This window comes from Mucilaginibacter sediminis, assembly GCF_051903035.1.
Taxonomy (GTDB): domain Bacteria; phylum Bacteroidota; class Bacteroidia; order Sphingobacteriales; family Sphingobacteriaceae; genus Mucilaginibacter.
This window is the reverse complement of the sequence record NZ_CP170602.1, coordinates 7206376-7218869: the sequence shown is the minus strand read 5'-3', so window position 1 is coordinate 7218869 and position 12494 is coordinate 7206376. Positions and strand designations below refer to the sequence as shown.

9 protein-coding genes are annotated in these 12494 nt (G+C 43.9%); 4 read left to right on the top strand and 5 right to left on the bottom strand.

Features of this window, described 5'->3' with window-relative positions; genetic code table 11:
• Positions 1 to 747: 747 nt before the first annotated feature.
• Entirely contained in the window at positions 748 to 2139 is a 1392-nt protein-coding gene (gene mnmE, locus ACFGVS_RS30180) for a tRNA uridine-5-carboxymethylaminomethyl(34) synthesis GTPase MnmE (RefSeq protein ID WP_439696809.1), read from the bottom strand.
• Positions 2140 to 2296: 157 nt separating this feature from the next.
• Here mnmE and ACFGVS_RS30175 point away from each other — a divergent pair, with 157 nt between their 5' ends.
• Entirely contained in the window at positions 2297 to 3355 is a 1059-nt protein-coding gene (locus ACFGVS_RS30175; protein WP_439696807.1) for a nucleoid-associated protein, read from the top strand.
• Positions 3356 to 3469: 114 nt separating this feature from the next.
• Here the strand turns inward: ACFGVS_RS30175 and ACFGVS_RS30170 are convergent, their stop codons facing one another.
• The gene (locus ACFGVS_RS30170; protein WP_439696806.1) at positions 3470 to 5437 is read right to left on the bottom strand and encodes a KUP/HAK/KT family potassium transporter; all 1968 of its coding nucleotides are present in this window, start codon (positions 5435 to 5437) and stop codon (positions 3470 to 3472) included.
• A 471-nt stretch (positions 5438 to 5908) separates the two neighbouring features.
• Between ACFGVS_RS30170 and ACFGVS_RS30165 the strand changes: the two genes are divergently transcribed.
• Positions 5909 to 6199, top strand: a complete 291-nt coding sequence (locus ACFGVS_RS30165; RefSeq protein WP_439696804.1) for a hypothetical protein — start codon at positions 5909 to 5911, stop codon at positions 6197 to 6199.
• Positions 6200 to 6267: 68 nt separating this feature from the next.
• Here ACFGVS_RS30165 and ACFGVS_RS30160 read toward each other — a convergent pair whose 3' ends face one another.
• The 3 genes from ACFGVS_RS30160 to proS form a co-directional block, all read right to left on the bottom strand.
• Positions 6268 to 7164: a TIGR02757 family protein gene (locus tag ACFGVS_RS30160; RefSeq protein ID WP_439696803.1), complete on the bottom strand. Its 897-nt coding sequence runs from the start codon at positions 7162 to 7164 to the stop codon at positions 6268 to 6270.
• A gap of 20 nt (positions 7165 to 7184) precedes the next feature.
• Positions 7185 to 8336 carry a cystathionine gamma-synthase gene (locus ACFGVS_RS30155; RefSeq protein ID WP_439696802.1) on the bottom strand — a complete coding sequence of 384 codons (1152 nt, stop codon included), beginning with the start codon at positions 8334 to 8336 and terminating at the stop codon, positions 7185 to 7187.
• A 103-nt stretch (positions 8337 to 8439) separates the two neighbouring features.
• Positions 8440 to 9912 (bottom strand): proline--tRNA ligase, encoded by a 1473-nt coding sequence (gene proS / locus ACFGVS_RS30150; protein ID WP_439696801.1) that lies wholly within the window; start codon positions 9910 to 9912, stop codon positions 8440 to 8442.
• 100 nt (positions 9913 to 10012) lie between these two features.
• On the opposite strand from proS, the gene ACFGVS_RS30145 reads away from it, so the two are divergent.
• Together ACFGVS_RS30145 and ACFGVS_RS30140 are read left to right on the top strand one after the other, a co-directional pair.
• A complete protein-coding gene (locus tag ACFGVS_RS30145; protein WP_439696799.1) occupies positions 10013 to 10927 on the top strand; it encodes a hypothetical protein in 915 nt (304 codons plus the stop codon).
• Positions 10928 to 10945: 18 nt separating this feature from the next.
• Positions 10946 to 12421, top strand: coding sequence for an OmpP1/FadL family transporter (locus ACFGVS_RS30140; RefSeq protein ID WP_439696797.1), 1476 nt, complete (start codon positions 10946 to 10948; stop codon positions 12419 to 12421).
• The last annotated feature ends 73 nt before the right edge of the window (positions 12422 to 12494 follow it).

Sequence of the window (12494 nt, the reverse complement as noted above, 5' to 3'; positions counted from 1 at the left end):
ATAATCGTGAATTACCGCGAACTAATAACGGCAGATATAACAAAACCCGGCTAGCACGCAACACGATGCAAACCATAGCGTTACCGATAGAACCGAATTATTGAGCATCCTGGTTTATTTTATTGCGCCTTTATACTTGCTTGGATTAACGCCCGTGTGTGTTTTGAAAAATTTACTAAAGAAAGCTGATCGCTAAACTGTAGTTGTTGGGCAACAGTTGAAACAGAAAGGGCCAGACTTTCCGCTTCAGTCTTTTCATTTCTCTGTTTTGTAGCGTTAAACCGTTTATTACACAGCTTGCCACAAAATCGAGTGACAGTGGTCTTGGCATTGAATGTTGTTTACAATGCACAGGTTTTCTTTGGATCGTGAAATTTGAACTCATGTATTTTAAATTTCCACAATTTAATTAACCACAGTACTGCCCGCCCCAACAATTCATCGCTACAATATCGATCGTTGTATCTCCCTAAAATTGTAGCATTTTATAACATTTAGTGTCATTTAATGCTAATTAGTTATCGATTGTTACAACGATTTACATGACACTGAAAAATGAGGAACAAAAGATGATTTGGGAACCAAAAAAGCAACGAAATTACTTTCTAATGGTAACAAAACGCAAAAATATACCGATTGGTCTTATTTATAACCTGCTGACAATATGGTATTTAATAAAATAAAATAAGGATTTCTACTTTTTTATTAAAAATTTACAACTAACTGATTTACAATTAGTTATAAAGACTACTTACCGATACAGAACTTACTAAATATATTTTCCAGCAGATCATCCGTAGTAACTACACCGGTAATCTCGCCAAGGTAATGAAGCGCTTGTTTAATATCCATCGACAGGAAATCGGATGTTATACTCCCGTCTATCCCACCAAGCACCCGTACAAGGGCCTCCTCGGTTTTTTGTAGTGCCTCCAGGTGGCGAATGTTGGTTACCATGGTTTCATCGCCGCTTAGCTGGTCTTTAATGGATGAGGAATAGATGCGTTGTTTCAACTCATCGATATGTTGTTTTTCTTTAGCTGATATGATGGTCAGCTTATCGCCATGCGGTAGGGCTGTTAGCTGGGCATCGGTAAGCAAATCGGCTTTATTGGCTACCAGCAGCATGGAAATTCCTGGCTTTTGCAGGCTTTCAATGTCGTTGTTCAATTCTTCGGTAGTAATTTCAGCGGCATCAAACACGTAAACCAACAATGCCGACTGGCTTATTTTTTCCATTGTACGCTGTACCCCTATCTGCTCAATAGCATCAGTGGCCTCGCGGATGCCGGCGGTATCTATCAACCGGAAATTGATGCCCTGGATATTCAGTACCTCTTCAATAGTATCACGGGTGGTACCAGGAATATGGCTTACAATGGCCCTTTCCTCGTTCAGGAGCGCATTCAGCAGCGTCGACTTACCCGCGTTGGGCCGGCCGGCTATAACTGTATTTACACCGTTCTTGATGGCATTACCCAGTTCGAATGACTGGATTAACCTGCCTACTATTTTGGTTATTTCATGAATGAGGTTTTTCAGCTGGTCGCGGTTGGCAAACTCAACATCCTCTTCGGCAAAATCAAGTTCCAGTTCAATCAGCGATGCAAAATTTACCAGCTGCTCGCGCAGCGCTTGCAGCTGAGTACTAAAACCGCCACGCAATTGCTGTAAAGCTACCTGCTGTGATGCTTTGGAGTTGGAGGCTATCAAATCGGCAACCGCCTCGGCCTGCGATAAATCGAGTTGTCCGTTCAGGAATGCCCTGAGGGTAAACTCGCCCGGCTTGGCCGATCTTGCTCCCTTTTTGATGAATAGCTTTATGATTGATTCGATGATATACCCCGAGGCATGGCAACTAATCTCGACAACATTCTCGCGCGTATATGATCGCGGGGCAACAAACAACGATGCCAATACTTCGTCAAGCACCAAATCGCCGTCAACAATATGGCCAAAGTGGATGGTATGCGAAGCCTGTTTGGTTAAATCTTTACCCTTCCAAACGCTGTTGGCTATGGCAATAGCATCCAGCCCCGAAAGGCGGATAACCGCAATAGCGCCAATCCCGTTTGGGGTAGCAAGGGCAACGATGGTATCTTCGTGGTGAGTGGTGAGTGGTGAGTGGTGAGTGTTCATAGTCGGTGGTCAATAGTCGATGGTCAATAGCCCATGGTAAAAGGACCAAAGTACAAAAGTCGCAATTTAAGATCAATCTTCCTATCATCATTTTGTAACCTAACTATGGACCATCGTCCATGGTCTATGGACTAAAAAAACTACCTTTGCCGCCACTATGGTAACTTTTTTTGAAGCTTCGCTCGATACTATTTCGGTACATCATGTTGGTAATCCTTTGCAGGATGAGTTATACGCCTTGTCGGATAGTCCGCTGGAATTGAAGGATGAGATTATCCCCAACCTGCTGATGCAGTACTTTTTAAAGCCCTTTGAAAAGGTTAACGAAGTTTATCACCTGACACACAGCAGCGGCGACCTGGCGCTTAACGAGTTGCATAACTTTGCCACCCAGGTGTTTGAGGATCAGGAAAAATTTCACGAAGCATCAGAAAAAATTGCCAAGCATCTTTTTAAGGTTACCACCCATCCCAATATTAAAGGTGGCGAGTTGTATGTTGTTTACTTTAACAACGTACAAATTGAAGGTAACCCACTGGATACCATCGGCATTTTTAAATCGGAGAATAAAGAAACCTACCTGAAGGTTTACCCCGATAAAGGCGGTTTCCAGGTTGATTATGAGCAGGACGCCATCAACATTAACAAGTTGGATAAAGGGGTGCTTATCTTTAACATCGAGAAAGAAAACGGTTATAAAGTAGTGGTGGTTGATAAAACCAACGGCGGCCAGGATGCGGCCGTATACTGGAAAGACGATTTTTTACAGCTCAAGATCCGTAACGATAGTTTTAACCAAACCAACAATACCCTGGGCATTTACAAAAACTTTGTTACCCAAAAACTCGACGATCAGTTTGAAATGAGTAAGGCCGATAAGATTGACCTGCTCAACCGGTCGATGAAGTATTTTAAAGAAAAGGAAACCTTTGATATGGACGAATTTGGCAACGAGGTAATAGGTAACCCTGAAGCCATCGAATCGTTCAAAACATTCAAAAACCAGTACGAACAGGAGTTTGACAGCCCCATTGGCAACACCTTCGAAATATCCGGCAATGCCGTAAAAAAACAAGCCCGCGACTATAAAAGCGTTTTAAAGCTGGATAAAAACTTCCACATCTATATCCATGGCGATAAACAACTCATCGAAAAAGGCTTTGATGATGACAAAGCGATGAACTTTTATAAGGTTTATTTTAAGGAAGAGGCGTAGGGTTGGTTGATTAAGTGAGTGGTTGATTGGGTTAAGTGGTTGACAGATTATCAGCATTTTAAACTTAATCAACCACTCACCTAATCAACTCAATCAACCACTCCACCAAAAAACCTATACCGCCTCTACCCTCTTCAAATGCAAATTACTCACCGGCTTAACCACCAGCGGTATTTTTTCAATGCGGGTTTCGCTGGTATCCAAACCAAAGGCTTTGGCTTCTGACTGGGCCAGTTTTTTAATGGCGAAGTAACTGTTAAGGATAAATCCTTCGCTCACGCTGAACAGGTTATTATAACTCAGGAATTTTTCCATAATTACAAACCTGAAATCGGCAGGGATATTATACTCCTTAAGGGAAGGGTATTTACTGGTAATATCAATTTCTTTGCGTTTCACCATATCCTCAACCACGTTGCGGAACAGCACGTTAACCCTCGGCTGAATCCTAAAGCCTAAGCGGTACTCAATGCGGATAACCTTACCGGGCTCAATATGGTCAACGCTGTACTCCATGGTGTAGGGCTCATCTGTACGCTCAATGTGCACAAACCAATAAATATCGGCACGTTTAGGGCGGCGGCTCATGATAGAGTAAATAATCTTTTCTTCTATCTGTTTGCTGTTATTGGCTTTGGTTAGATAAATCAGATGTGTAGCGTATTTGTTGACGGTAGTATCGGCACTAAGTGCATTTAACAGGGGTAATTTTTCTTTAATATCTACAAAATGCAGGAAACGGTTATTGATCTTCCTCGCCCTGAACCAAACATACATGGTAAATATCAACCCAACTTCAAAGCCTACAAAGAATAACCTTTTAACTATTTTAACCGCATTGGCTACAAAAAACGAGAACTCAACGGTTAAAAACAGGCACAAAATAATTGTGACCAACCACACCGGCCAGTGTTTAACATAGCGCATGAAATAGTACATTAAAACGGTAGTACTTAGCATTGCAATGGTGATACTAAAGCCGTAAGCAGCGGTCATGGCACTTGATGTTTTAAAATACAACGATACCAGGATACAACCCACACAAAGTATCCAGTTGATGCTGGGGATATAAATCTGTCCGCGAATGTTAGATGGATATTTGATAGTAATGCGCGGCCAGAAGTTCATGCTCACCGCCTCGCTGATTAGTGTAAACGACCCGCTGATTAAAGCCTGGCTGGCAATAATAGTAGCCATGGTTGCCAATGCAATACTCGGGATCAGGAATTGGTGAGGCACTATCTCGAAGAAAGGATTTACACCTGTAAAATTCTTGGTTGGGGCCTGCGCCAATACCCATGCACCCTGACCAAGGTAGTTAATAACCAGCGTGGTTTTAACAAATATCCAGCTTACCTGGATATTTTTGCGACCACAATGGCCCAAATCGGAGTATAAAGCTTCGGCACCAGTGGTACACAAAAACACCGCGCCCAATAACCAAAACCCTTTGGGATGACCCATTAGTAAGCGCGCACCATAGTAAGGATTCAACGCTTTGAATATACCAGGAGAATGCATCACCTGGATGCTGCCTAAAATGCCAAGCATCAAAAACCACATTAGCATAATAGGACCAAAAGCCGAACCAACCACTTTGGTGCCAAACTGTTGGAAAAAGAAAAGCAGTATAATTATCGCAATTACTATAATCAAAATAAGGTTATTACCAGGAATGATAACATCCGAAAAATAAGGTACCAGGTTCAATCCTTCAATAGCTGAAGTTACAGATATTGGTGGCGTAATTATACCGTCAGCAAGCAAGGTGCCTGCGCCTATAATAGCCGGGATAGCCAGCCACTTGCCGTAGCGCCTTACCAGGGCATACAAAGAGAAAATGCCACCCTCGCCCTTATTGTCGGCCTGTAGGGTTATCACAATGTATTTAAAGGTGGTTTGCAAGGTAAGCGTCCAAAAGATGCAAGAAATGGAGCCTAAAACCAGGGCCGGATTTACTTTCCCGCCTTCAACCAGCAGGGTTTGAAATACATATAGCGGGGAGGTACCGATATCGCCAAAAATGATACCGAGCGTAACAATCATGCCCGCAAATGTGAGGTGCTTAACGTGTGAGTTCATTTAATAAATAAAAAAATTAGGGGATTGAAAAGGTGACAATACTGTTGCCAGGGATTTTTTTTGCAGCCACATGGAATGTCGACCGCCGCAACAAAGAAATACTATCACCATAAACTGTTTTTAATAACGAAACCTCGTATTCAAAACATATGCCTACAGGGCGATTATAAAAACTAAAAATCTGTATTACAGATAATTAACTGTAAAATATATGAATTTATAAATATCGAAAAACCTATCATTTTGATAGGTTTTATCAAAACGATAGCCATTTACAAATAACAAATCTGCCATTTTTTTCATATATAATACGACCTCAAGAAACCATTTCAGGACCCTGGCAGTATTGAATACAACATTTGTTATCAATAAATAAACACGCTTTTAGCTTTATTAAGTAAACCTTTTCGGCGAGGATAACTCATACTTTTACAAACAAAATGTATTTCAAAAACTTGTCACATTTACCTTATGAAAAAGTCATTCGCTATTTTATTCCTGTCTGTTATTTTAGTAAGCTGCGCGGTTAAACAGTATACCATTGGCATGAGCGAAACAGAATTTACCGCATCGCAGAAATATAATTTAAGCCTTTTTGAAGCAACACAAGGACGATCTGTTTACAAGCGGGTAGTTGAAGCTGATGCCCAAAGAGTGGTAGCAAACATGTACTATTATTTTAAAGACGGACGCCTGGTACGTATGGAACGGGTTGAAGAGCCCAAGCCCACAGTAGTGGTTGTTGAAAAGGCGAAAAGTTAGTCTGAAGTCCGAAGTCTTAAGTCAAAATTACAATCCGGACTTAGGGCTTAAGACTTCAGACTTAGAACTTAGCTAAAGTTTGGAAGTACGCCCTCTATTCCCCAACGTTCTTCAATGCCCAGCCCAAACAGGGCGAAATCGTACTTTACCGGGTCAAGCGGATCAAATTGTTTAAGGCGTTCTGTTAGTTCAAGCGCGGTTTGCCACTCGGTTTGTTTTCGGGTAATGAGTAATAGCTTGCGGGAAACCCTGTCTACATGCAGATCGAGGGGGCAAATCAGGTCGGCAGGTTTGATGCGGTTCCAGATGCCGAAATCCACACCGTTGTCGTCTTTACGAACCATCCAGCGCAAAAACATATTGAGCCTTTTACAGGTTGATTTTTGCGAAGGCGAGGATACATGCTTTTTTGTGCGATGCGGATAATCGGGCAGCGAAAAGAAATAGGAACGGAAGTGATTGAGATGATCTTCGGCCCCCCAGCCCCCTGCAGGGGGAGTTCCTTGATTAGGAAATTTAGCCGCTTGTTCCCCCTTCAGGGGGTTAGGGGGCTTCGGCATAAATGCATCCTCCAGCGAATCAAAATTTTCATAATGATATCTAAAAAAGCTGATGAAATACAGCGTATCGATATCGTTAAAAGTGCGGTGCTTAAAGCTCAGCAGCTTTTTAAGATCGGGCTCTTCGTGGTTGATGATAAAATCATAGGGTGCCCCATCCATCAAGGTTATTAGTTCCCGACACTTTTTGATGATGGTAACCCGCTGCCCCCAGGCCAAGGTAGCTGCCCAAAAACCCATGATCTCGATATCCTGCTTTTTGCTGAACATATGCGGGATAACTATAGGGTCGTTCTCAATAAATTCGGGGCGGTTGTACTGGGCAACTTTAGCGTCGAGGAAGGATTGCAAAGCCTCCAAGCCCCTCCCGTCCCCTAAAGGGGATGCTTTTAATTGATCTAACATACTGAACTATCGTTCCCCCTTTAGGGGGTTAGGGGGCTAAGCGCCTGCTTTATGTCTTCCAGTAAATCTTCAATATCCTCAACCCCTACGCTTAAACGCAGCAGGTTATCAACCACGCCGGCTTTTTCACGTTCGGCTTTGGGGATAGAACCGTGCGTCATGCTTACAGGGTGGTTAATCAGGGACTCTACACCGCCTAATGATTCGGCAAGGGCAAATACTTTAAATGATGAAGCAATACGGAAAGTTTCCTGCAGGTCGGCATCTTTCAATACGATAGATATCATGCCGCCAAAATCGCGCATCTGCTTTTTGGCAACTTCATGATTTGGATGGTCGGTAAAGCCCGGCCAATAAATTTTCCCGACTTTGGGGTGTGTTTTCAGAAACTCGGCCACCAGGCGACCATTTTCACAATGTGCCTTCATGCGCAGGTGCAGGGTTTTAATCCCCCTGAGCACCAGGAAACTGTCCATTGGGCCGGGTGTGGCACCACAGGCGTTGTAAATAAACCAAAGCCTTTTGTACAGGTCCTCGTCGTTCGTCATCAGGGCGCCCATTACCACATCGCTGTGGCCGCCAATATATTTGGTTACAGAGTGCATTACCAGGTCGGCCCCAAGGTCGATAGGGTTTTGCAGGTATGGCGAGGCAAAGGTATTATCTACCACAAACAGCAAATTTTTCTCTTTGGTTATTTTGCCTATAGCCTCAATATCCACAATTTGCATAGTTGGGTTGGTAGGCGTTTCTATCCAAACCAGTTTGGTGTATGAGTTGGTGTACTCAGCAACAATTTCGGGATCAGACAGATCCAAAAAATGAAACTTAATGCCATAGTGAGCATAAATTTTTGTAAAAATCCGGTACGAGCCTCCATACAGGTCATTCCCGGTAATCACCTCGTCGCCGGGCTGTAATAATTTCATCACGGCGTCTGTGGCGCCCATTCCGCTTGAAAAAGCAAGGCCAAATTCGGCATTTTCCAATGCGGCCAAACAGCCCTCAAGCGCTTTACGGGTTGGGTTGGTACCACGCGAGTATTCATATCCCTTATTATCCCCCGGCGATTTTTGCCAATAGGTAGATGTCTGGTATATCGGCGTCATGATAGCACCGGTGGTTGGATCGGGCTCCTGCCCTGCGTGTATTGCTTTAGTTGCGAATTTCATGGTGTGTGCTGTAAGCACAGTCCATAGTCGATAGTCTATGGACCATAGTAAAAATTAAATTATTTCATAGCTATGGACTATCGACCATCGACTATGGACTCTTCTAATATGCCCGGGCAAACAAAACTCGTTGCGTAGAGGGCTTACCGGTAAGGATACACTTCCCCTCTTCCTGTTTATTATCCAAAGGTATGCAACGGATTGTCGCTTTAGTTTCCTCTTTTATTTTTTGCTCGGTCTCCGGTGTTCCGTCCCAGTGGGCGCTTAAAAAGCCTGGTTGTTCATCCAGCATGCGTTTAAACTCGTCGTAGGTATCAACCTCGGTCATGTTTTCGGCGCGGAAATCGAAGGCTTTTTTATAGATATTGTTCTGAATTTCTTCTAACAAGGCCTCAATATGCTGGGCCAATCCTTCCTGGTTAACGGTATTCTTGGTTTTGGTATCGCGGCGGGCCAGTTCAACTGTTCCGTTTGTCATATCGCGGCTGCCAATGGCAACGCGCAAAGGAACGCCTTTCAACTCGTACTCTGCAAATTTTGCCCCCGGGCGGTGGGTATCGCGGTTATCAAACTTCACAGAAATACCTTTGGCCTTCAGTTCTTTCTTTAACGAATCTACATAAGCCGATATATTATCCAACTCTTCCTGGTGCTTGTAAATAGGCACAACTACAACTTGTATAGGCGCCAGTTTTGGCGGCAATACAAGCCCGGCATCGTCGCTATGGGCCATAATTAATGCACCTATCAAGCGGGTTGATACCCCCCATGAGGTTGCCCAAACGTGTTCTATCTTATTTTCTTTATTGGTGAACTTTACGTCAAAGGCCTTAGCAAAATTCTGCCCTAAAAAGTGCGATGTACCTGCCTGTAAAGCTTTACCATCCTGCATTAAAGCCTCAATACAATAAGTATCTAAAGCCCCTGCAAAACGCTCGTTAGCTGTTTTACGACCTTTTACAACGGGCAGTGCCATCCAGTTTTCGGCAAAATCGGCGTATACATTCAGCATTTGCTCGGTTTCGGCTATGGCTTCGTCGGCTGTAGCATGGGCGGTGTGACCCTCCTGCCATAAAAACTCGCTGGTACGTAAAAACAAACGGGTACGCATTTCCCAACGCATTACGTTGGCCCATTGGTTAACCAAAATAGGCAAATCGCGGTATGATTGGATCCAGCCTTTATAGGTATTCCAGATAATGGTTTCTGATGTAGGGCGAATGATCAGCTCTTCTTCCAGTTTGGCATCCTCATCAACTATAATATTGCCATTACCATCGTTTTTAAGGCGGTAGTGGGTAACAACAGCACATTCTTTGGCAAAACCATCAACGTGGCTGGCTTCTTTGCTGAAAAACGATTTGGGTATTAACAGCGGGAAATAGGCATTGCTATGCCCGGTATCTTTAAACATGCCGTCAAGCACGGCCTGTATTTTTTCCCATATAGAATAGCCGTACGGTTTAATGATCATGCAGCCCCTAACCGGCGAATATTCGGCCATGTCAGATTTAATTACTAAGTCGTTAAACCATTGCGAATAATCTTCGTCTTTACTGATAACACCTTTGCTCATATTGATTGGAATAGAATTTTTGACTTTGCAATTATTGTATATTGCGCCCAAATTTATAAATTTAAAACTTATTCGAACCCGAACTTTTACAAACCTGCATATGAAACGGAATATTGCAATAGGAATTTTTCTCATCAGCGCCCTGGCACTGAGTTCCTGCTCCACTCAAAAACTCGCCACCACTGCCAGTAACGACGATGTATACTTTTCGAATGCGAAGGCAGGAGATGAGCCTATTTATGCCGTTCAGCCTGTTTACAATCAAACTGATGCTGATAACCAACAGGTGCAGCAGGAAGATGACGACGATTATTTTTACTATGATGATTATTCGTCGCGTATAAACCGTTTCAGTTATTACTCTCCGTTTAGTTATTATGATAATTTATATTACGGCTACAGCAACCCCTATTACAACGGCGGTTTTAGCTTAGGCTTTAATTATGGTCCTTATGGTTATGGCTACTCGCCGTACGCGTACGGCGGCTGGGGACTTGGTTATGGTGGCGGCTGGGGCCTTGGTTTAGGCTATGGCTACCCGTACGGTTATGGATACGGCGGTTTCGGTGGCGGTTATGGATACGGTGGCCTTTATGGCGGCGGTTATGGATACGGCGGCGGTTATGGCCGTGGGGGTTATGCTTCATCAGGTACGCCGCGCCCTGTGCGCGGTACCGGCAGTCCGTTTAGCGGCCGTGGTTACACGCCAAGTTCATTTACCCGTACTGCCCGCCCGGTAGGTGCAGGCTCGCCTACGCGTACCGGTATTGGTTATATACCAGGCGGACGCGCAAACAGAACAACCGATGGTACTATTACCCGCGGCAATTCAAACAACAGCAATACCAGTTACTCGCGCGATTCGCGCCCTGTAAGGCAACAAGATACCAGGCCACAAACCCAAAGTGTTGAGCGCTCTTCACCATCTCCAGCCCCATCGCCATCATCTTCAAGCTCGGGCGGCGGCGGTAACAGCGGCGGCGGTGGTGGTGGCGGCAGACCAGTTAGACCATAATTTTATCAGCTTAAATCTATGAAGATTAAATATTTACTTAGTGTGATTGCTATAGTAGCAATTACTAAAGATAGTTTTGCGCAATATTCGCAGGATGCTATTCGCTTCAGCACCTTTCAAACAGGTTCAACATCGCGCATCAAAGGAATAGGGAACGCGGGTACCGCTATTGGCGGCGATTTGAGCTCTATCAGCGGTAACCCTGCAGGTTTGGGCTTTTTTACCCACTCTGAGGCAAGCATTACGCCGGAGTTTGATGGGTCGAAAGTAAATTCAACCTACCTTGGCCAGTTTAATACCGATAGCAAAAGCAACCTGAATTTCAGCAATGGTTCGATTGTAATTTACCAGCGGCTGAGCACGCCAAAAGGCCGCGACAAAACAAAAGGATGGCTAAGTATCAACTACGGCGCAGCATACAGCCGTACCAATAATTTTTATGAAAACATTACCTACGGCGGTAAAAACGCCAGCAACTCCATAGGCGACTATTACGCGGGAATTGCCAATTCAAATGGCCAGGTGAGCTCAGGCGGATTAGATGACTGGGCCTATCAACAAAACCTGATAGATAGCTATGCCACCACCGGCGGCAGCGAATATCGCAGAAACGCGTTTGGAACTGTAAATCAATTAAATAACACCATCCGCACAGGCGGACAATCGGAAGTTAACCTGGCATTTGGCGCAAACTACAGCAACAAGCTATATTTTGGATTAGGAGTATCTTTTTCCGACATCCGTTACAATTCCTATAACGTGTTCAACGAAACAGGTACAGCAAATATTCTGGTTAACAATATAGGCACAAATGTTGGCTTTAATTCTAATTTTGTACAAGACCAGGTTACCAAGGGCTCTGGCGCTAATGTTAAGCTGGGGGTAATTTATAAACCTGTTAACGCCTTACGTTTGGGCTTTACCTTTACATCACCTACCTATTATACCATTGACGACTCGTACTCCGAAGGCCTGAACACCAACTTTGCCAATAACAGCAGCTTTAAAAACGGCCCCGTGGAGTATCCATTATCCTATAACATGCGTACCCCTTTAAAATTAACAGGAGGCGCAGCCATTTTTATAGGTAAATACGGCTTCATATCGGGCGATGTGGATTATATTGATTACACTACTACCCACATCAGCAGCAACGACAGCTATAGCGCCGATTTTGATAACAGCAACATAAAAGCACTGTACCGCTCAACTGTAAACGCGCATATAGGCGCCGAGGCACGCCTGAACAGCATGTTTTACCTGCGCGGCGGTTATGGCATACAAGGTAGCCCGCTAAAAACCAACGGCAGCGATATTAAAACCGTAACTGGTGGTATTGGTGTACGCTTTGGTAGCTATTATGTTGATGCCACTTATGCGCATTTAAGCGACAACCAAACAGTTTACCCCTATGAAATAGGTACAGGCAGCCCCGGAGCCAATTTGAAGAAGACCAACAATAACGCATTCCTGACATTGGGATACGCGTTTTAAGAAATGTAATATATAGCAAACACCGCCTTCATTTTTATAATGAGGCGGCGTTTGCATTTTCAGAAATTTTAAC

Bases quoted from the DNA above. Each gene is read 5' to 3' on its own strand.
- mnmE (WP_439696809.1), bottom strand. From the start codon at position 2,139: ATGAACACTCACCACTCACCACTCACCACTCACCACGAAGATACCATC.
- ACFGVS_RS30175 (WP_439696807.1), top strand. From the start codon at position 2,297: ATGGTAACTTTTTTTGAAGCTTCGCTCGATACTATTTCGGTACATCAT.
- ACFGVS_RS30170 (WP_439696806.1), bottom strand. From the start codon at position 5,437: ATGAACTCACACGTTAAGCACCTCACATTTGCGGGCATGATTGTTACG.
- ACFGVS_RS30165 (WP_439696804.1), top strand. From the start codon at position 5,909: ATGAAAAAGTCATTCGCTATTTTATTCCTGTCTGTTATTTTAGTAAGC.
- ACFGVS_RS30160 (WP_439696803.1), bottom strand. From the start codon at position 7,164: ATGTTAGATCAATTAAAAGCATCCCCTTTAGGGGACGGGAGGGGCTTG.
- ACFGVS_RS30155 (WP_439696802.1), bottom strand. From the start codon at position 8,336: ATGAAATTCGCAACTAAAGCAATACACGCAGGGCAGGAGCCCGATCCA.
- proS (WP_439696801.1), bottom strand. From the start codon at position 9,912: ATGAGCAAAGGTGTTATCAGTAAAGACGAAGATTATTCGCAATGGTTT.
- ACFGVS_RS30145 (WP_439696799.1), top strand. From the start codon at position 10,013: ATGAAACGGAATATTGCAATAGGAATTTTTCTCATCAGCGCCCTGGCA.
- ACFGVS_RS30140 (WP_439696797.1), top strand. From the start codon at position 10,946: ATGAAGATTAAATATTTACTTAGTGTGATTGCTATAGTAGCAATTACT.